This is a genomic window from Streptomyces rectiviolaceus (genome assembly GCF_039533825.1).
GTDB classification, from domain to species: Bacteria; Actinomycetota; Actinomycetes; order Streptomycetales; family Streptomycetaceae; genus Streptomyces; species Streptomyces rectiviolaceus.
This window is the reverse complement of sequence record NZ_BAAAUG010000157.1, coordinates 34,027-54,642: the sequence shown is the minus strand read 5'-3', so window position 1 is coordinate 54,642 and position 20,616 is coordinate 34,027. Positions and strand designations below refer to the sequence as shown.

Genomic DNA, 20,616 nt, shown 5'->3' with positions numbered 1-20,616 from the left:
TCACTGGACCGTCGCCGGCACGGTCAGCTTGTCGATCAGCTTGTCGATACGTATCGCCGACGCCTTGAACTCCGCCGTGCCCGCGATCGGGCAATTGGCCTCGATCGTGAGCTGGTTGGTGTCGACCTCGTCGGGAAAGTGCATGGTCATGAAGGCCAGACCGGGGCGCAGCCCCGGGTCCACCCACACGGGCGCCGTCACCGCGCCGCGCCGCGACGACACCCGGACCTCCTCGCCGACCACGACCCCGTACCGCTCCGCGTCCTCCGGGCACAGCTCGACGTACTCACCGCGCCGCAGCGGCGAGGCGAAACTCCCGGTCTGCACCCCGGTGTTGTAGGAGTCGAGCCGCCGTCCCGTCGTGAGCCGGATCGGGTACGAGTCGTCCGTGAGGTCGACCGGCGGGTCGTGCGCGACGAGCCCGAAGGGCGCGAGCACGCCCCTCCGTGCGGGGGCCGACTCCCACAACCGGCCGTGCAGGTACGTAGGTTCGACCCGCTCCTCCGACGGGCAGGGCCACTGGATGCCCTGCAGGGACTCGAGGCGGTCGTACGTCATGCCCCAGTGGTCCGGCGACACCGACCGCAGCTCGTCCCAGACCGCCTGCGCGTCCGCGTACTTCCAGTCGTGGCCGAGACGTTCGGCGAGATCGCAGAGGATGTCGATGTCCTCGCGCGCCTCACCGGGCGGCCGCAGGGCCTTGCGCACCCGCTGCACGCGCCGCTCGCTGTTGGTCGTCGTACCGTCGGTCTCCGCCCAGGCGGCGGTCGCCGGAAGCACGACATCGGCCAGCTCGGCGGTCTTGGTGAGGAAGATGTCCTGGACCACGAAGAAGTCCAGGGCCCGCATCCGCCGCATCGCCTGCTCGCTGTCGGCCTCCGACTGCGCGGGGTTCTCGCCGATGCAGTAGACGGCCTTGAGCGCACCCTCCTCCATCGCCTCGAACATCTCCGTCAGATTCAGCCCGTAGCGCGGCTGGATGACCGTGTCCCACGCCGTCTCGAACTTCAGCCGGGTGTCGGGGTCGAGGATGTCCTGGAAGCCGGGCAGGCGGTTGGGGATCGCGCCCATGTCGCCGCCGCCCTGCACGTTGTTCTGTCCGCGCAGGGGCTGCAGTCCCGAGCCGTAACGCCCCACGTGGCCGGTCAGGAGCGAGAGGTTGATCAGCGCGCGGACGTTGTCCGTGCCGTTGTGGTGCTCGGTGATGCCGAGCGTCCAGCACAGCTGCGCCCGCTCGGCGCGGGCGTAGGCGTGCGCCAACTCCTTGATGGCGGCGGCGGGTACGCCCGTCACCTTCTCGGCGAGCGTAAGCGTCCACGGCTCGACCAGGGCCGCGTACTCCTCGAAGCCGGACGTGGCACGCTCGATGAACGCCCTGTTGGCCAGGCCCTCGTGGATGATCTCGCGGCCGATCGCGTGCGCCATCGGGATGTCCGTGCCGACGTTCAGACCGAGCCAGCTCTCCGCCCACTCGGCGGTCTTGGTGCGGCGCGGGTCGACGGCGTACATGCGGGCGCCGTTCCTGATCCCCTTCAGGACGTGCTGGAAGAAGATCGGGTGCGCGAAGCGGGCGTTGGAGCCCCACATCACGATCAGATCGGTGTGTTCGACCTCTTCATAAGAAGAGGTGCCGCCGCCCGAACCGAAGGCCGCGGAGAGGCCCGCGACGCTCGGTGCGTGGCAGGTGCGGTTGCAGGAGTCGACGTTGTTCGTGCCCATCACCACGCGGGCGAACTTCTGGGCCACGTAGTTCATTTCGTTGGTCGCGCGGGCGCAGGAGAACATCCCGAACGCGCCGCGCGCGGCCTGCAGCCCCGCCGCCGTCCGGGCCAGCGCCTCGTCCCAGGTGGCCTGACGGAACGGCTCGTCGCGCGAATCGCGTACGAGGGGGTGGGTGAGCCGGGCGTACGTCTTGGGCACCCGGTCCCGTTTCTTGCTCATGCCGCGCTCCTCATGCGGTCGGCCAGCAGATCCGAGATGGCGTGGACGGTACGGAGCGTCGGCACCGGGACCCCGGTGATCTCCGCGAGTTCCACGACGGCCGCGAGCAGCACGTCGAGTTCAAGCGGTTTGCCGCGCTCCAGGTCCTGGAGTGTGGAGGTGCGGTGGTCGCCCACCCGCTCGGCGCCCGCGAGGCGCCGCTCGACGGAGATGTCGGGGCGGCAGCCGAGGGCCGCCGCGACGGCGAGCGTCTCGTTCATCATGATCTCGATGACGCGGCGCGTGCCGCCGTGCAGGCACATCTCGCGCATCGTGGCGCGGGCGAGCGCGCTGATCGGGTTGAAGGAGATGTTGCCGAGCAGCTTGATCCAGATGTCGCCGCGCAGTTCGGGCTCCACGGGGCATTTGAGACCGCCCGCCTGCATGGCCTCGCTGAAGGCGAGACAGCGCTCGGAGCGCGAGCGGTCGGGTTCCCCGACGGAGAACCGGGTACCTTCCAGGTGCCGGACAACTCCCGGCCCCTCCAGTTCGGTTGCCGCGTACACCACACAACCGATGGCCCGTTCGGGCGCGATCACCGCACTGACCGCGCCGTCGGGGTCCACGCTCGTGACGCGGTGGCCGTCGTGCGGGCCTCCGTGCCGGTGGAAGTACCACCAGGGGATGCCGTTCTGGGCGGCTATCACCGCCGTCTTGTCGTGCAGGAGCGGCTCGATCAGCGGCCCGCACGCCGCGTACGAGTTGGCCTTCAAGCCCAGGAAGACGAAGTCGACCGGGCCGATGTCGGCCGGGTCGTCGGTGGCGTGGGCCCGCGCGGTGAAGTCGCCGCGAGGGCTGAGGACACGTACTCCGTGCTGCCTCATGGCCGCCAGATGCGGTCCACGGGCTACGAGATGGACGTCGGCACCGGCGCGGTGCAGCGCGGCTCCGACGTAGGCGCCGATCGCACCGGCGCCAAGGACTGCGACTTTCACGGTGGCGCGCTCCGTTCGGTTGAGGGATCCGAAGAAGGCTCAGGGTCGACGTCGCATGCCCATGACTTTCGACATCGCATGCCATAACTGTCGATGGAATATTGTCTACAGTATGGAACTTGGCCCAGCAAGGGGTCGCGCGACACATTGCATACCGTCGACGAAAACGCGTCGGCCTCTTCCCAACTCCCCTCCTGTATTCCTACTGTTCGGGATCATGAGGCCCCCCGTCGCACCTCCGGGATGGAGCCGCTGGCTCGTACCGCCCGCCGCCCTGTCCGTACACCTCTCCATCGGCCAGGCCTACGCCTGGAGCGTCTTCAAGCCCCCGCTGGAATCCGCGCTCCACCTCAGCGGCACGCAGAGCGCGCTCCCCTTCCAGCTCGGCATCGTGATGCTCGGCCTCTCGGCGGCGTTCGGCGGCACGCTCGTGGAGCGCAACGGGCCGCGCTGGGCGATGACGGTCGCCCTCGTCTGCTTCTCCTCCGGCTTCCTGATCGCGGCACTCGGCGCGGCGATCAGTCAGTACTGGCTGATCGTCTTCGGATACGGCTTCGTCGGCGGTATCGGCCTGGGCATCGGTTACATCTCGCCCGTGTCGACACTGATCAAGTGGTTCCCCGATCGCCCCGGCATGGCGACCGGCATCGCGATCATGGGCTTCGGCGGCGGCGCGCTCATCGCGTCGCCGTGGTCGGCGCAGATGCTGGACTCCTTCGGCGCGGACGCCGACGGCATCGCCCTCGCGTTCCTCGTGCACGGCCTCACGTACGCCGCCTTCATGTCGCTCGGCGTGCTCCTCGTGCGGGTTCCGCGTACGGAAGGGGCGCGGGCGCCCGGCGCTCCCGGTGTGCTCGACGGGCCGCAGGTGTCCGCGCGGGCCGCCGTGCGGACGCCCCAGTTCTGGTGCCTGTGGATCGTGCTCTGCATGAACGTGACGGCGGGCATCGGCATCCTGGAGAAGGCGGCGCCGATGATCACCGACTTCTTCTCGGACACCTCGACGCCGGTCTCGGCCGCGGCCGCCGCGGGCTTCGTCGCCCTGCTCTCCGCCGCGAACATGGCCGGACGCATCGGCTGGTCGTCGACGTCCGACCTGATCGGCCGCAAGAACGTCTACCGCGTCTACCTGGGCGTCGGCGCACTGATGTATCTGCTGATCGTCCAGTTCGGAGACGCGTCGAAGCCGCTCTTCATCGTCTGCGCCCTGGTGATCCTCTCCTTCTACGGAGGCGGATTCGCGACGATCCCCGCGTATCTGAAGGACCTCTTCGGGACCTACCAGGTCGGCGCGATCCATGGGCGGCTCCTGACCGCCTGGTCGACGGCGGGCGTCCTCGGGCCGCTGATCGTGAACTGGGTCGCCGACCACCAGGAAGAGGCGGGCAAGAGCGGAGCGGGGCTCTACGGCCTCTCCCTCACGATCATGATCGGACTGCTGATCGTCGGCTTCGTGGCGAACGAGTTCGTCCGGCCCGTCCATGCCCGCCACCACATCCCCGCCCCGAGGGAGGCCGCCCATGACGGCACCGACCAGCACGCCGCCCAGTAGTCCGCCCCGCCGCAGGGCGCTGATCGTCGCCGCCTGGCTCTGGGTGGGGGTTCCGCTCGGATATGGGCTGTATGAACTCGTACACAAGGCCACTCAGCTCTTCACCGGGTGACCTGATGATGAGAAGTGTCCAAAGCCCACGCCCGTTTCCTGTCGCTTTACGTGTCCTGTTACTGGTGAGTCGCTGACCAGACTGGACGGTCCCGCATCTCCGGCACCAAGGGGGACCCGTTCATGCACGGCTCACGCATCGCCGCCGTCGGCCACTACCAGCCCGCCAAGATCCTCACCAACGAGGACCTGACGGGCATGGTCGACACCAGCGACGAGTGGATCCGCTCCCGCGTGGGCATCCGCACCCGCCACATCGCGGGACCCGAGGAGCCGGTCGACGAGCTCGCCGCGCAGGCCGGGGCCAAGGCCCTCGCCGCCGCCGGACTCGCCCCCGACGCCATCGACCTCGTCCTGGTCGCCACCTCCACCGCGATCGACCGCTCGCCGAACATGGCGGCGCGGGTGGCGGCCCGCCTCGGCATCCCGTCACCGGCCGCCATGGACATCAACGTGGTCTGCGCGGGCTTCACGCACGCGCTGGCCACCGCGGACCACGCCGTACGGGCCGGGGGCGCCACCCGTGCCCTGGTGATCGGCGCGGACAAGATGTCCGAGGTGGCCGACTGGACGGACCGCACCACGTGCGTCCTGGTCGGGGACGGGGCCGGCGCGGCCGTCGTCGAGGCCTGCGGTCCCGGCGAGGTGCCCGGCATCGGCCCCGTGCTCTGGGGCTCGGTGCCCGAGATGGGCAATGCCGTCCGTATCGAGGGCACGCCGCCGCGGTTCGCGCAGGAGGGCCAGAGCGTCTACCGCTGGGCGACGACGCAGCTTCCGCCGCTCGCCCGCAAGGCCTGCGAGCGGGCCGGTCTCACTCCTGCGGACCTGGCGGCGGTCGTCCTGCACCAGGCCAACCTGCGCATCATCGAGCCGCTTGCCGAGCGGATCGGCGCGGTCAACGCGGTCGTCGCGCGCGACGTCGTGAACTCCGGCAACACCTCGGCGGGCAGCATCCCGCTCGCCCTGTCCAAGCTGGTGGAACGCGGCGAGATCGTCCACGGGGATCCGGTGCTGCTCTTCGGCTTCGGCGGGAACCTGTCGTACGCGGGCCAGGTCATCCGCTGCCCGTAGCGCGGCGGAGCACCGCCCTGCGTCGTGTGACCGGGCCAACTCCCCCTAGTGCTGGCCATTGTGCTCAGTAGACTGTAGACAAAAGGCAATCGTCGAGGAGGGGACCGCGATGTTGTCCACAGGACTGCCGCAGGGGGCGGTGCCCAAGCTCGAACGGCCCGGTCCGCTCCGTGAGCGGGTCTACGAAGCGCTGCTCGAGCTCATCACGACCCGCGCGCTGCAGCCGGGCCAGCACCTCGTGGAGAGTGAACTGGCCGGGCACCTGGGTGTGTCACGGCAGCCGGTGCGCGAGGCGCTGCAGCGGCTCAACACCGAGGGCTGGGTCGATCTGCGCCCCGCGCAGGGCGCGTTTGTGCACGAGCCCACCGAGGAGGAGGCGGACCAGCTGCTCACGGTCCGCACGCTCCTTGAGGCGGAGGCCGCCCGGCTCGCGGCGGCCAACACGGGCACCGCGGGGATCACCGCACTGGAAGAGCTGTGCGCCAAGGGTGAGCAGGCCGTCACGGACGGCGAGGTGGACCTGGTGGTGGCCACGAACGCGGCCTTCCACGCCAAGGTGATGGAGCTCGCGGGCAATGTCGTCCTCGCCGAGCTCGCCGGGCAGGTGGACCGCCGCGTGCGCTGGTACTACACGCCGGTGGCCCGCCGGCGCGGCAAGCAGTCCTGGATCGAGCACCGCCAGCTGATCGCGGCGATCGCCGAGCGCGACGAGCGCCGGGCCACGGAGATCATGCGCGCGCACACGGAGCACACACGGGAGACGTACCACCGGCGCGAGCGCGACGCCTGACGCGTCAGCCCCGTCGTCTGTCCGTCATCTGTCCGTCTCTTTGTCCTGTGACTGGAGAAAGTCATGGGTAATTCCTGCGCAACTTCTTCCCACTCCCGGCAGGCGCTGCTACGTTCCCCTCGAAAGCCCGACGCGACGGCGAGAATCCGCCGCGGCGGAACGAGTTGGACGACGTGAGTTGCCCACTGAGGCGGGGAGGGGCGCGTGAGACGTATGACGGCTCGACCCGCCAATGCGCACCAGGCGCGACTGCTGCGGCTGCTGCGTGACGGAGGGCCCAACTCCCGTGCCCAGCTGGGCGATCAGGTCGACCTCTCGCGGTCGAAGCTGGCCGTCGAGGTGGACCGGCTCCTGGAGACCGGACTCGTGGTCGCCGACGGACTCGCCGCCTCGCGCGGCGGCCGTCGCTCCCACAACATCCGCCTGGCCCCCGCCCTCCGCTTCCTCGGCGTGGACATCGGCGCGACCTCGGTCGACGTAGCGGTGACCAATGCCGAGCTGGAGGTCCTCGGCCACATCAACCAACCCATGGACGTGCGCGAGGGCCCCGTCGCGGTCTTCGAGCAAGTCCTCGCCATGGCGGCCAAGTTGAAGGCCTCCGGGCTCGCGGAAGGGTTCGACGGCGCCGGGATCGGCGTCCCGGGTCCCGTCCGCTTCCCCGAAGGCGTCCCGGTCGCCCCGCCGATCATGCCGGGATGGGACGGTTTCCCCGTACGGGAGGCCATCAGTCAGGATCTGGGCTGCCCCGTCATGGTCGACAACGACGTGAACCTGATGGCGATGGGGGAACAGCACGCGGGCGTCGCACGCTCCGTGGGCGACTTCCTCTGCGTCAAGATCGGCACGGGCATCGGCTGCGGGATCGTCGTCGGCGGTGAGGTCTACCGAGGGGTGACCGGCAGCGCGGGCGACATCGGCCACATCCAGGTGGAACCGGACGGGCGGCCCTGCGCCTGCGGCAACAAGGGCTGCCTGGAGGCCTACTTCAGCGGCGCGGCACTCGCCCGCGACGCGGAGGACGCCGTCGGCCAAGGGCTCTCCCAGGAACTCGCGACCCGCCTGGAAGCAGCCGGGAAGCTCAGCGCGGTCGACGTCTCGGCGGCAGCCGCCGCCGGTGACGCCACCGCACTGGACCTCATCCGCGCGGGCGGCAACCGCACCGGCCAGGTCATCGCGGGCCTCGTCAGCTTCTTCAACCCGGGCCTCGTGGTGATCGGCGGCGGTGTGACCGGCCTCGGCCATACGCTGCTCGCCGCCATCCGCACGCAGGTCTACCGCCAGTCGCTGCCCCTGGCGACCGGCAACCTCCCCATCGTCCTGGGTGAGTTGGGACCGACCGCCGGAGTGATCGGCGGCGCCCGGCTCATCAGCGACCATCTGTTCTCACCGGCCTGACCGGTAAGTACGACCCGTACGACCACCCGTACGACACCAAGCAGCACACCGCACCACACCTCACCCAGTACAGCGCGCTGCCTCGCCCTGCTCCGAAACAGCCTCGCCCCGTCCGAAGGGGCCATCGCCTTACCCCGCCCTGCCCTGTAACCGGCCGCACCCGCCCAAGGGACCCGTCATGGCACCAGAACCACCGCTGCTCACCATGTCCGGCATCACCAAGTCGTTCCCCGGCGTCCGCGCCCTCGACGGCGTCGACCTCCACGTCCAGGCAGGTGAAGTGCACTGCCTGCTCGGCCAGAACGGCGCCGGGAAGTCCACGCTCATCAAGGTCCTCGCCGGGGCGCACCAGCCCGACGGCGGCGAGATCACCTGGCGCGGCGAGCGCACCACGCTCAAGTCGCCGATCGCCGCCATGCGCCTCGGCATCGCCACCATCTACCAGGAGCTCGACCTGGTGGAGGCCCTGTCCGTCGCCGAGAACGTCCACCTCGGACATGAGCCGACCGCGGCCGGTTTCGTCGTGAAGGGGCGAGAGGCGAAGGCTTCAACTGCCGGGCTTCTCAGGCGACTTGGGCACGACGAGATCGACCCGGGAACGCTCGTCGGTGACCTCTCCGCCGCCCAGCAGCAGATCGTGTCCATGGCTCGCGCGCTCTCCCACGAAGTGCGCCTCATCGTCATGGACGAGCCGTCGGCCGCCCTCGACCCGGGCGAGGTCGACAACCTCTTCCGCATCGTCGGCGATCTGACGGCGGACGGTGTCGCCGTCGTCTACATCTCCCACCGCCTCGAAGAGATCCGCCGCATCGGCGACCGCGTCACCGTCCTCAAGGACGGCCGTGCGGTGGCGGTCGGGCTCTCCGCGAAGGAGACCCCGACCCGCGACGTCGTCGCCCTGATGACCGGCCGAAACGTCGAGTACGTCTTCCCGGACCGGCCCACCGAACCACCCCTGGCCGAACCGGTCTTGAAGGTGACGGGGCTCGCCCGCGCCGGTGAATTCGAACCCCTCGACCTCGAACTGCGCCCCGGCGAGATCGTCGGCCTCGCCGGGCTCGTCGGCTCCGGCCGCTCCGAGGTCCTGGAGGCCATCTACGGCGCACGCAAACCGACCGCCGGTCAAGTCACCGTCGACGGAAAGCCGTTGAAGCCCGGCAGCGTCCGCGCCGCCGTCCGCGCGGGGCTCGGGCTCGCCCCCGAGGAGCGCAAGGCGCAGGCCCTGCTGATGCTGGAGTCCGTCACCAACAATGTGTCGGTCTCCTCCATGTCCCGCTTCTCGCGCGGCGGTTGGCTCGACCGCGGAGCCGAGAAGAAGGCCGCGCAGACCGCGACCCGCGAGCTGTCCCTGCGCCCCGACAACCCCTCCGCGCCCGTGCGCACGCTCTCCGGCGGCAACCAGCAGAAGGCCGTCCTGGCCCGCTGGCTGCTCCGCGGCTGCCGCGTCCTGCTGCTCGACGAGCCGACCCGCGGCGTGGACGTCGGCGCCCGCGCCGAGCTGTACGCCGTGATCCGCCGCCTCGCCGACGACGGCCTCGCCGTCCTGCTCGTCTCCAGTGAAGTGCCCGAAGTCCTCGGCCTCGCCGACCGCGTCCTGGTCCTCCGCGAGGGCCGCGTCGTCCATACGGCGCCGGCCCGTGACCTCGACGAACACCGCGTACTCGACCTCGTACTCGAAGGGAGCCCGGCGTCATGACGCAGCCCGCATCGCCGCCACGGCCCGCCGTATCGAAGAGTGGACCGGCGGACGGCCCAAGCCCGTTGCGGACGCTCACCGCACGTGCCGACGTGCGGACGCTGTCCCTGCTCGGTGTGCTCGCCGTCCTGATCCTGATCGGCGGCATCACCCAGCCCGACTCGTTCCTCGACACCGACAACCTCCAGCTGATCCTGACCCAGGCGTCCGTCATCGGCGTCGTCACGGTCGGCATGACCTTCGTGATCATCTCCGGCGGCATCGACCTGTCGGTCGGCGCGATCGTCGCGCTCGCCTCGGTGTGGGCCACGACGGTCGCCACCCAGGAGTACGGCTGGGCGGGCATCCTGTTCACCGCGGTGCTCGTCGGCATGGCCTGCGGCCTCGTCAACGGAATGCTCATCGCGTACGGCGGTCTTGTGCCGTTCATCGCGACCCTCGCCATGCTGGCGTCGGGCCGCGGCCTCGCGCTTCAGATCACCGACGGCAAGACCCAAATGGTCACCGTGGACGGGGTGTTGAAGCTCGGCGAGCGCGACTCCTACATCCTCGGCATACCGCCGCTCGTGCTCGTCTTCGCGGCCGTCACCGTCGTCGGCTGGCTGCTCCTGAACCGCACCACCTTCGGGCGGCGCTCGGTCGCGGTCGGCGGCAACGCGGAGGCGGCACGGCTCGCAGGCATCGACGTACGCAGGCAGCGCCTGTACCTCTACCTGCTCTCCGGGCTCTGCTGCGGGATCGCGGCCTTCCTGCTGATCATCCTCTCCGGATCGGGCCAGAACACCAACGGCAACCTCTACGAGCTCGACGCCATCGCCGCCGCGATCATCGGCGGCACCCTGCTCAGCGGCGGCCGCGGCACCATCACCGGCTCCGTGCTCGGCGTACTGATCTTCATGACGATCCAGAACATCTTCGCGCTGAACAACCTCCAGAGCGATGTCCAGCAGATCGCCAAGGGGGCGATCATCGTCGCCGCGGTGCTTGTCCAGCGACGCACGTCCTCCCATACCTGATCCGCAGACCCGAAGGGTTCACCGCCATGCCAGAGACATCCCCATTCGCGAGCCGCAGAGGACTGCTCTTCGGAGCCGCCGCCCTGTCGACAGGTGCTCTCATCACCGGGTGCACCAGCAATGAGTCGAAGGACGAGGGCTCGGACGACAAGAGCCAGCAGGTCGCCGACGACAAGCCCGGCAAGAAGGTCACCATCGGCTTCGCGGGTCCGCAGGCCGACCACGGCTGGCTCAACGCGATCAACGACAACGCCACGGAGCGGGCGAAGAAGTACTCGGACGTCACGCTGGAGGCGACCGAGGGCTCGAACGACACCGCCGCCCAGATCGGCCAGGTCGAGACGCTGATCAACAAGAAGGTCGACGTCCTGGTGATCCTGCCGGCCGACGGCAAGGCGCTCACCCAGGTCGGCCTGAAGGCCATGCGGGCGGGCATCCCCGTCGTCAACCTCGACCGGGTCTTCGCCTCGCCGCAGGCCTACCGCTGCTGGATCGGCGGCGACAACTACGGCATGGGCCTCAGCGCCGGTCACTACATTGGCGAGAAGCTCAAGGACAAGAAGGGCGCCAAGGTCATCGAGCTGGCGGGCCTCGACAACCTGGAGCTCACGAAGCAGCGCACGAAGGGCTTCGACGACGCCCTGAAGAACTACTCGAACATCGAGAAGGTGGCACGGCAGGCCGCCGAGTTCACCGTCGAGTCGGGGCAGCAGAAGATGTCCCAGCTCCTGCAGGCGCAGAAGAACTTCGACGCCCTGTGGAACCACGACGACGACCAGGGCGTGGGCGCCCTGCGCGCCATCAAGCAGGCGGGCCGCGACGACTTCCTGATGGTCGGCGGCGCGGGCGCGCTCTCCGCCTTCCAGGCCATCGAGTCCGACGACAGCGTGCTCAAGGCCACCGTGCTCTACCCGCCGTCGATGGCGGCGTCGGCGATCGACCTGGCCCGCGCGCTCGGCCAGAGCAAGGGCGTCAGCGGTATGGCCGAGTTCGAGATCCCGGCCTTCATCACCCTGTACTCGGCCGTGGTCGACAAGGAAAACATCAGCAAGTACATGTCCACCGGCTTCAAGTGATGCGCGCGTCCGCACCCCCCACCGAGCGTCGACGAGGAGGAGTACCGCATGCGTGAGACGGAACACGAGGCTGGGACAGGTAAGCGGCCGTTGGGGGTGGGCATGGTCGGATACGCCTTCATGGGCGCCGCCCACTCCCAGGGCTGGCGCACCGTCGGACGCGTCTTCGATCTGCCGCTGCGGCCGGTCCTCTCGGCGGTCTGCGGACGCGACGGCTCCGCCGTGCGCGCCGCGGCGGACCGGCTCGGGTGGGCGGCCGCGGAGACCGACTGGCGCGCACTCGTGGCCCGTGACGACGTCGACATCATCGACATCTGCACCCCAGGCGACAGCCACGCGGAGATCGCGATCGCCGCGCTCGACGCGGGCAAGCACGTGCTGTGCGAGAAGCCGCTCGCCAACACCGTCGAGGAGGCCGAGGCGATGGCCGATGCCGCCGAACGGGCCCGCGCACGGGGGCAGGTGGCGATGGTCGGCTTCAACTACCGCCGCGTTCCCGCGCTCGCGCTCGCCCGGCAGATGGTCGACGAGGGACGGCTCGGCACGCTGCGGCACGTCCGGCTCACCTACCTCCAGGACTGGCTGGTCGACCCCGCCTTCCCGCTGACGTGGCGGCTGCGCAAGGACCGCGCGGGTTCGGGCGCGCTCGGCGACCTGGGGGCGCACATCGTGGACCTCGCGCAGTATCTGGTGGGGGAGCCGGTGGCAGGGGTCTCGGCGCTGACCGAGACGTTCGTACGGGAGCGGCCGCTGCCCGACGGGGCGTCGAGCGGGCTCACGGCGGAGGGCGGCGCCGCGACCGGTCAGGTCACGGTGGACGACGCGGCGGTCTTCACCGGCCGCTTCCCGTCGGGCGCCCTCGCCTCCTTCGAGGCGACCCGCTTCGCGGCGGGCCGCAAGAACGCCCTGAAGGTCGAACTCAACGGCTCCGAGGGGTCGTTGGCCTTCGATCTGGAGCGCCTGAACGAGCTCTCCTTCCACGACCACACGGAGCCCGCCACGTCATCGGGCTTCCGCCGCATCCTGGTGACCGAGCCCGGCCATCCGTACCTGGAGGCCTGGTGGCCGCCGGGCCACGGACTCGGCTACGAGCACACGTTCGTGCACCAGGCCCGCGACCTGCTGCACGCCATCGCCACCGGCGAGCAGCCCGAGCCGTCCTTCGCCGCGGGGCTTTCGGTGCAGCGGGTGCTCGCCGCGGTGGAGGAGAGCGCGGCGAAGAACTCGGTCTACACCCCGATCGCGTCCACCCCCGTCTCTGTCTGATCACTTTCCTGAACGAACGCCTGTCTGAGGAGGCTCGGTCATGCCCCGCGACTTCACGCTCTTCACCGGCCAGTGGGCCGACCTGCCGCTGGAGGAGGTCTGCCGCCTCGCCCGCGACTTCGGCTACGACGGCCTCGAACTCGCCTGCTGGGGCGACCACTTCGAGGTCGACAAGGCGCTGAACGACCGTTCCTACCTGGACTCGCGCCGTCAGCTCCTCGACAAATACGGCCTCAAGTGCTGGGCCATCTCCAACCACCTGGTCGGGCAGGCCGTCTGTGACGCGATCATCGACGAGCGGCATCAGGCGATCCTGCCCGCCCGCATCTGGGGCGACGGCGAGGCGGAGGGCGTCCGGCAGCGGGCCGCCCGCGAGATCGAGGACACGGCACGCGCGGCGGCGGCCTTCGGCGTCGACACGGTCGTCGGCTTCACGGGCTCGTCGATCTGGCATCTGGTGGCGATGTTCCCGCCGGCGCCGGAGTCGATGATCGAGCGCGGTTACGAGGATTTCGCCGAGCGCTGGAACCCGATCCTCGACGTCTTCGACGTACAGGGCGTGCGCTTCGCGCATGAGGTGCATCCCTCGGAGATCGCGTACGACTACTGGACAACACAGCGCGCCCTGGAGGCGGTCGACCACCGCACGGCCTTCGGCCTGAACTTCGACCCCTCGCACTTCGTCTGGCAGGACCTGGATCCGGTCGGCTTCCTCTACGACTTCCGGGACCGGATCTACCACGTCGACTGCAAGGAGGCGAGGCGCCGCCTGGACGGCCGCAACGGACGCCTGGGCTCGCACCTCCCGTGGGGCGACCCGCGCCGCGGCTGGGACTTCGTGTCGGCGGGCCACGGGGACGTCCCCTGGGAGGACGTGTTCCGGATGCTGGGCTCGATCGCGTACGAGGGCCCGATCTCGGTGGAGTGGGAGGACGCCGGGATGGACCGCCTCCAGGGGGCGCCGGAGGCGTTGAAGCGCCTGAAGGCGTACGACTTCGAGCCGCCGACGGCGTCGTTCGACGCGGCGTTCGGCGGGAACTGAGTCGCCACCGGCGATACCCGCCCGGAGTCACTTTGTCCTGCCCAAGGAAAAAGCTGAACTCTGATGCAGTGCAAGGGCTTTCCGCCACGGACAAACGTGGCTACCGTCCCTGATGTGTACAGGACATGAACCTTCCGGGGTGACGGCGCACCCCGGCGCCCAGCGCCCACGCACCACACCCGCGTACGACCGTCCCCCTTCCGGAGGAACCCCGTGCACAGGAAACGCCTGAGACTCCGCAAGACCCTCGCGCTCTTCACCGGCACCCTGCTGGCCGGCGCCACTCTCAGCCTCACCGCACCCACCGCGAACGCCGCCGACCCGGAGGCCGTCCGCGCCGCCCAGGCACAGGCCGACAAGGCGGCCAGTGGCAAGGCCGCCGCGGCCGAGGACTTCCAGCAAGTCACCCTCGCCAAGGGCGAGACCGAGACCGGCGAGCCGATGACGCTCACCGTCCTGCCCGACCGCTCGGTCCTGCACACATCCCGCGACGGCACGCTCCGCCTCACGGACGCCGCGGGCAACACCAAGATCGCGGGCAAGATACCGGTCTACTCGCACGACGAAGAGGGCCTCCAAGGTGTGGGCCTCGACCCGAAGTTCAGCGAGAACCGCGCGATCTACCTCTACTACGCGCCCCCGCTCGACACCCCGGCGGGCGACGCCCCGGAGACCGGCACGGCCGAGGACTTCAAGAAGTTCGACGGCGTCAACCGCCTCTCCCGCTTCGTCCTGAAGGCCGACGGCACCCTCGACAACGCGAGCGAGAAGAAGGTCCTCGACGTCCCCGCGAGCCGCGGCATCTGCTGCCACGTCGGCGGTGACATCGACTTCGACAAGGACGGCAACCTCTACCTCTCGACGGGCGACGACTCCAACCCCTTCGCCTCGGACGGCTTCACGCCCATCGACGAGCGCGCGGACCGCAACCCCGCCTTCGACGCCCGCCGCAGCGCCGGCAACAGCAACGACCTGCGCGGCAAGATCCTGCGCATCAAGGTCGGCGACGACGGTTCGTACACCGTCCCGGACGGCAACCTCTTCGCGCCGGGCACCGAGAAGACCCGCCCCGAGATCTACGCGATGGGCTTCCGCAACCCCTTCCGCATGAGCGTCGACAAGCCCACCGGCACGGTCTACGTCGGTGACTATGGCCCCGACGCGGGAGCGGCCGACCCCAAGCGCGGCCCCGCGGGCCAGGTCGAGTTCGCCCGTGTGACCAAGCCGGGCAACTTCGGCTGGCCGTACTGCACCGGCAAGAACGACGCGTACATCGACTACGACTTCGCCACGCAGGCCTCCGGCGCGGCCTTCGACTGCGCAGCGCCGAAGAACGATTCCGTGCACAACACCGGCCTGACCGACCTTCCCGCCGCGCAGGAAGCCTGGATTCCGTACGACGGCGGTTCCGTCCCCGAGTTCGGCTCCGGCTCCGAGTCCCCGATGGGCGGCCCCGTCTACCGCTATGACGCGGCGAACACCTCCCCGGTGAAGTTCCCGGAGGCGTACGACGGCGACTTCTTCGCCGGAGAGTTCGGACGGCGCTGGATCAAGCGCATCGAGCAGGGCGCGGACGGCACGGTCTCGAAGATCAACCCGTTCCCGTGGACGGGCACACAGATCATGGACATGGAGTTCGGCCCCGACGGCGCGCTCTACGTCCTGGACTACGGCACGGCCTGGTTCGGCGGCGACGAGAACTCCGGTCTCTTCCGCATCGAGAACGCCACGGACGGTCACTCGCCGGTCGTCGAGGCGAGCGCCTCCGTGACCAGCGGCCAGGCCCCGCTCAAGACCAGCTTCACCGCGAAGGCCACGGACGCCGACGGCGGAACGCTGACCTACGCGTGGGACTTCGGTGACGGCGGCAAGTCGACCCAGCAGAACCCCTCGTACACGTACAAGAAGAACGGCGTCTACACCGCGACCGTGACCGTCAAGGACTCCACCGGGCGCACCGGTTCGGCCAGCGCGCACATCACCGTCGGCAACACCGCGCCCAAGGTGACCCTGGAACTCCCCGGTGACGGACAGATGTTCACCTTCGGCGACAAGGTGCCCTTCAAGGTGAAGGTGACCGACAGGGAAGACGGCCCGATCGACTGCACGAAGGTCAAGGTCACCCACATCCTCGGCCATGACAGCCACGGCCACCCGGTCACATCGGCCAACGGTTGCGAAGGCACCATCCAGACGTCGGCGGACGGCGAGCACGACCCGAACGCCAACATCTTCGGGGTCTTCGACGCCGAGTACACCGACAAGGGCGCGAACGGCCAGCCCGCGCTGACCACCCACGACCAGAACGTCGTCCAGCCCAAGCACCGCCAGGGCGAGCACTACAACGACTCCAAGGGCGTCTCCGTGGCCAACCACACCCCGGCGCACGGCGGCAAGACGGTCGGCGACATCAACAACGGCGACTGGATCTCCTTCAAGCCCTACATCCTCGGCAACGCCACCAAGCTGACCGCGCGCGTCGCGTCGGCCGGCGCGGGCGGCACGCTCGAGGTCCGCAGCGGGTCGGCCACCGGCAGGCTCCTCGGCAAGGCGAAGGTGACACCGACCGGCGGCTGGGAGACGTACGCGGACGTGAGCACCACCATCAGCAAGGCACCCACGAAGACGACGACGCTCTTCCTGGTCTTCAAGGGCACGGGCACCGGAGCCCTGTACGACGTCGACGACTTCACCTTCACCACCAGCTGAGGAAGGGGTCACCATGCGCGCATCCGCACGGATCGCCACCGCGACAGCCGCGGCCACCCTGCTCATCGGCTGCGTATCGGGCCCCGCGGCTTCCAAGCCGGAGCCTTCGGGTTCGGAGTCTTCGGGTTCGGAGTCTTCCGCTTCGGCGGCGGGCGAGAAGGTCCTGGTCTTCTCCAAGACCGCGGGCTTCCGCCACGACTCGATTCCCGACGGCATCGCGGCCATCAAGGAGCTCGGCGCGGCGAACGGCTTCGCCGTCGACGCGACCGAGGACGCCGGGGCCTTCACGGCCAAGAACCTCGCGCGGTACGACGCCGTGCTCTGGCTCTCCACGACCGGCGACGTCCTCAATGCCACACAGCAGGCCGCCTTCGAGGGCTACATCAAGAAGGGCGGCGGGTACGTGGGCGTGCACGCCGCCGCCGACACCGAGTACGACTGGCCCTTCTACGGCGGACTCGCGGGCGCGTACTTCCAGTCGCATCCCGCGATCCAGCCCGCGAAGGTCCAGGTCGAGGACCACGGGCACCCGTCCACGGCGCATCTGCCGGGGATCTGGGACCGGACCGACGAGTGGTACAACTACCGCTCCAACCCCCGGGACCGCGCCCACGTCCTGGCGTCGCTCGACGAGTCGTCCTACACGGGCGGCTCGATGTCCGGCGACCATCCCATCGCCTGGTGCCAGGATTACCAGGGCGGCCGCTCCTTCTACACGGGCAGCGGCCACACCAAGGAGTCGTTCGCCGATCCCGCCTACCGCACGCATCTGCTCGGCGGGATCCGCTGGGCGACGGGCGCGGCGCAGGCCGACTGCCGCCCGGAGAAGGGCTACACGCCGGTCTTCGACGGCACGGCCAAGTCCCTTGAGGCCTGGAAACAGGCGGGCCCAGGCTCCTTCGCCCTGAACGAGGGCGAAGGCACCCTGACGACCGTCGGCGGCATGGGCATGCTCTGGTACGACGGGGCGAAGGAGCTCGGCTCCTACTCCCTCAAGCTGGACTGGCGCATGAACGGCGACGACAACTCCGGGATCTTCGTGGGCTTCCCGGCCTCCGACGACCCCTGGTCGGCCGTGAACAACGGCTATGAGATCCAGATCGACGCCACCGACGTCCCGGAGAAGACCACGGGCTCCGTCTACGGCTTCAAGTCCGCCGACCTGAAGAAGCGCGACAAGGCGCTGAACCCGCCGGGGGAGTGGAACACGTACGAACTCCGGGTCGAGGGCGAACGCCTTCGGATCTATCTCAACGGAGTGAAGATCAACGACTTCACCAACACGGATCCGGCGAGGAGCCTGAAGGACGGTCACATCGGCATCCAGAACCATGGAGCCGATGACCAGGTCTCCTTCCGCGACATCCGGGTGAAGGACCTGCCGGCCCGCACCGCGTCCGGCGTGGGCCGCTAGACGACGGCGGGCGGAGGACGCCGGACCTCCGCCCGCCGTCTTATCCCCGTCCGCCGTCTTGTCCCGTTCCATCTCCCCGTCTCATCTCCCCGTCTTGTATCCCCGCGCGTTCGCCGCGTGTACGACAGGAGGCAGCCGTGTCCAACTCTTCTACCTCTTCTACTTCTGGTTCTTCTGGTTCTTCGGGTGGCGGACCGACCGGGGTGTGGCTGATCGGGGCGCGCGGCTCGGTCGCCACGACGGCTGTCGCGGGATGCGCGGCCGTGACGGCAGGGCTGCACCCGCCGACCGGCATGGTCACGGAGACACCGCCGTTCACGGACTGCGGTCTGCCAACGTTGTCGTCGCTGGTCTTCGGCGGCCACGACGTGATGGAGTGCCCGCTGCCCAAGCGGGCGGAGCAGCTGGCCGCCGGGGGCGTGCTCCCGCACGGCGTTCCCTCGGCGGTGGGCGCGGAACTGGCGGCGGCGGACGCGGAGATCCGCACGGGCGGACCGCGCCGCGGGGAGTCCGACGGCAGGACGGACGAGGAACTGATCGCGTCCTTCGCCGCCGACCTCCGCGATTTCGTACGTCGCCGGGGCCTCGCCCGTGCGGTGGTGGTGAACGTGGCTTCGACGGAACCGGTGCCGGTGGAGGGTGAGGACAGGCTGCCCGCCAGCTCTCTCTACGCGGCGGCGGCGCTGCGGGCGGGCTGCCCGTACGTGAACTTCACCCCGTCGGCCGGCCTGCACCACCCGGCACTCGCCCCGGTGGCCGCCTCGTCCGGACTCCCCTACGCGGGCCGGGACGGCAAGACGGGCCAGACACTCCTGCGCTCGGTCCTGGGCCCGATGTTCGCCCAGCGTGCGCTGGCCGTCCGCGCCTGGTCCGGCACGAACCTCCTGGGCGGCGGCGACGGCGCGGCCCTCGCGGACCCGGCCGCGGCGGCAGCGAAGAACGCGGGCAAGGAACGGGTGTTGGCCGACACCCTGGGCTCCGCCCCGGAGGGCGAGGTCCACATCGACGACGTCCCGTCGCTCGGCGACTGGAAGACCGCCTGGGACCACATCGCTTTCGACGGTTTCCTCGGCGCGCGGATGGTCCTGCAGACGACCTGGCAGGGCTGCGACTCGGCACTGGCGGCACCCTTGATCCTGGACCTGGCCCGCTTGCTGGCCCGCGCCCACGAGCGGGGCCTGTCAGGGCCCTTGGGGGAGTTGGGCTTCTACTTCAAGGACCCGGACGACGGCTCCTCGTCGGCCCTCGCCGAGCAGTACGAGGCGCTGGTGGGGTTCGCCTCGCGGCTGCGGGGGGTGGGTGCGTGACGGGCGGGGCTGTGGGTGCGGGTGCGGGTGCGAGTGTGGGGGCTGATCGGGACGCAGGGCGTGGCTCGGGTACGGGCGTGGGCCGTGCGGAACCTCGCGGTGGTGTGCGTCTGGGCGCCGGCCGTGACTGGGCCGAACTGCTGCGTGTATCCGCCCTGTTCACCGTCCCCGGTGACGCCCTCGCCGGCGCGGCGGCGACCGGGCTGCGCCCCAACCGCCGCACTCTCCTCGCCATCGCCGCCTCTCTCTCCCTCTACGAAGCGGGCATGGCCCTCAACGACTGGGCGGACCGGGCGGAGGACGCGATCGAACGCCCTCACCGCCCGTTGCCGTCCGGCCGCATCGCCCCTTCGGCCGCACTGGGCGCCGCGGCGGCCCTGACGGCAGGGCCACTGGCCCTGGCCGTCGGCGCGGGGCGCCCCGCCCTGACGGTGGCGGGCGGCTTGGCGGCCACGATCTGGGCGTACGACCTGGGTCTGAAGCACACCCCGGCGGGCCCAGCTGCCATGGCCACGGCCCGCGCCCTCGACTTGCTCCTGGGGGCGGCGGCTACCTCGGCGGCTACCTCGGCGTCCACTGCGGCGGGCGGATATGGCACGGTCGCGAGCTCGGGGTTGGGCTCGGGCTCGGGGTTGGGCTCGGGGTTGGGCTCCGGCTCCGGTGTCCGAGCGGCGGTGCCCACGGCCCTGGTTCTCGGCGCCCACACCCTCGCGGTGACCGCGGTCTCGCGCCGCGAGGCACAGGGCGGCTCCACGGCGGCACCACTGTGCGCGCTCGCGGCCACGGCAGCGCTCACGCAACTGCTTGCCCGGAGCGGTGGCGCTCGTACCGGTACTGGCCCCCGAGGTGGCCTTGGCACGGTGGGCCGAGCCTGGCGTATCGGCGGCGTGCCGGGATCCGCCTCGGCGTACCCAGGCAGTGCCTGGCGGACGGGGGCTCGCGGTGCCGTCCAGGCCGCGCTCGCCGCCACCTACGCGGCCACCGCGGCCCGACCCCTCTTCCACGCCGCGCTCAACCCGTCGCCCCAGCTCACCCAGCGGGCCGTGGGCGGCGGCATCCGAGCCATGATCCCGCTCCAGGCCGCGCTCTCCGCCCGCACAGGCGCCCTGGGCTCCGCACTGCTGACCGCCGCGCTGGCCCCGGCGGCCCGCAAGTTCGGCCGGAAGGTGAGCGTCACATGACGGAGACGCCAGACCGGAGGAACCCCTCGCGGGCGCAGACAACAGCACGGAGCGTGCCCCCCACCGGGACGGAGG

16 protein-coding genes are annotated in these 20,616 nt (G+C 70.1%); 14 read left to right on the top strand and 2 right to left on the bottom strand.

Annotation, left to right across the window (positions count from 1 at the left end):
- Together ABD378_RS35545 and ABD378_RS35540 are read right to left on the bottom strand one after the other, a co-directional pair.
- Window positions 1–1,941 carry a molybdopterin oxidoreductase family protein gene (locus tag ABD378_RS35545; RefSeq protein ID WP_344527983.1) on the bottom strand — a complete coding sequence of 647 codons (1,941 nt, stop codon included), beginning with the start codon at window positions 1,939–1,941 and terminating at the stop codon, window positions 1–3.
- Window positions 1,938–2,915, bottom strand: a complete 978-nt coding sequence (locus ABD378_RS35540; protein WP_344527981.1) for a 2-dehydropantoate 2-reductase — start codon at window positions 2,913–2,915, stop codon at window positions 1,938–1,940. Before ABD378_RS35540 ends, ABD378_RS35545 begins: the two co-directional genes overlap by 4 nt.
- A gap of 217 nt (window positions 2,916–3,132) precedes the next feature.
- Between ABD378_RS35540 and ABD378_RS35535 the strand changes: the two genes are divergently transcribed.
- The 14 genes from ABD378_RS35535 to ABD378_RS35470 all read left to right on the top strand — a co-directional run bounded on the left by ABD378_RS35535 (window position 3,133) and on the right by ABD378_RS35470 (window position 20,541).
- The gene (locus tag ABD378_RS35535; protein WP_344527979.1) at window positions 3,133–4,467 is read left to right on the top strand and encodes an OFA family MFS transporter; all 1,335 of its coding nucleotides are present in this window, start codon (window positions 3,133–3,135) and stop codon (window positions 4,465–4,467) included.
- Window positions 4,436–4,579, top strand: coding sequence for an MFS transporter small subunit (locus ABD378_RS35530; protein ID WP_202121416.1), 144 nt, complete (start codon window positions 4,436–4,438; stop codon window positions 4,577–4,579). The genes ABD378_RS35535 and ABD378_RS35530 overlap by 32 nt, the downstream gene beginning before the upstream one ends.
- 122 nt (window positions 4,580–4,701) lie before the next feature.
- The gene (locus ABD378_RS35525; RefSeq protein ID WP_344527975.1) at window positions 4,702–5,649 is read left to right on the top strand and encodes a beta-ketoacyl-ACP synthase III; all 948 of its coding nucleotides are present in this window, start codon (window positions 4,702–4,704) and stop codon (window positions 5,647–5,649) included.
- Window positions 5,650–5,758: 109 nt separating this feature from the next.
- Window positions 5,759–6,439: a GntR family transcriptional regulator gene (locus ABD378_RS35520; RefSeq protein WP_344527973.1), complete on the top strand. Its 681-nt coding sequence runs from the start codon at window positions 5,759–5,761 to the stop codon at window positions 6,437–6,439.
- A 213-nt stretch (window positions 6,440–6,652) separates the two neighbouring features.
- Window positions 6,653–7,834 carry an ROK family transcriptional regulator gene (locus tag ABD378_RS35515; protein ID WP_249586653.1) on the top strand — a complete coding sequence of 394 codons (1,182 nt, stop codon included), beginning with the start codon at window positions 6,653–6,655 and terminating at the stop codon, window positions 7,832–7,834.
- 178 nt (window positions 7,835–8,012) lie between these two features.
- Complete coding sequence (locus ABD378_RS35510; RefSeq protein WP_344527968.1) at window positions 8,013–9,530, top strand: sugar ABC transporter ATP-binding protein; 1,518 nt, start codon at window positions 8,013–8,015, stop codon at window positions 9,528–9,530.
- Window positions 9,527–10,546, top strand: coding sequence for an ABC transporter permease (locus ABD378_RS35505; RefSeq protein WP_344527966.1), 1,020 nt, complete (start codon window positions 9,527–9,529; stop codon window positions 10,544–10,546). Before ABD378_RS35510 ends, ABD378_RS35505 begins: the two co-directional genes overlap by 4 nt.
- Before the next feature lie 26 nt (window positions 10,547–10,572).
- Window positions 10,573–11,622, top strand: coding sequence for a substrate-binding domain-containing protein (locus tag ABD378_RS35500; protein WP_344527964.1), 1,050 nt, complete (start codon window positions 10,573–10,575; stop codon window positions 11,620–11,622).
- 48 nt (window positions 11,623–11,670) lie between these two features.
- Window positions 11,671–12,888, top strand: a complete 1,218-nt coding sequence (locus ABD378_RS35495; protein ID WP_344527962.1) for a Gfo/Idh/MocA family protein — start codon at window positions 11,671–11,673, stop codon at window positions 12,886–12,888.
- Between the two features lie 40 nt (window positions 12,889–12,928).
- On the top strand, window positions 12,929–13,930 hold the full coding sequence (locus tag ABD378_RS35490; protein WP_344527960.1) for a sugar phosphate isomerase/epimerase family protein: 1,002 nt from the start codon (window positions 12,929–12,931) through the stop codon (window positions 13,928–13,930).
- A gap of 213 nt (window positions 13,931–14,143) precedes the next feature.
- Entirely contained in the window at window positions 14,144–16,639 is a 2,496-nt protein-coding gene (locus tag ABD378_RS35485) for a PQQ-dependent sugar dehydrogenase (RefSeq protein ID WP_344527959.1), read from the top strand.
- 13 nt (window positions 16,640–16,652) lie between these two features.
- Window positions 16,653–18,053 (top strand): ThuA domain-containing protein, encoded by a 1,401-nt coding sequence (locus tag ABD378_RS35480; protein WP_344527957.1) that lies wholly within the window; start codon window positions 16,653–16,655, stop codon window positions 18,051–18,053.
- 137 nt (window positions 18,054–18,190) lie between these two features.
- The gene (locus ABD378_RS35475) at window positions 18,191–19,360 is read left to right on the top strand and encodes an inositol-3-phosphate synthase (protein WP_425583932.1); all 1,170 of its coding nucleotides are present in this window, start codon (window positions 18,191–18,193) and stop codon (window positions 19,358–19,360) included.
- Window positions 19,357–20,541 carry an SCO3242 family prenyltransferase gene (locus ABD378_RS35470; protein WP_425583930.1) on the top strand — a complete coding sequence of 395 codons (1,185 nt, stop codon included), beginning with the start codon at window positions 19,357–19,359 and terminating at the stop codon, window positions 20,539–20,541. The genes ABD378_RS35475 and ABD378_RS35470 overlap by 4 nt, the downstream gene beginning before the upstream one ends.
- Window positions 20,542–20,616 lie beyond the last annotated feature (75 nt).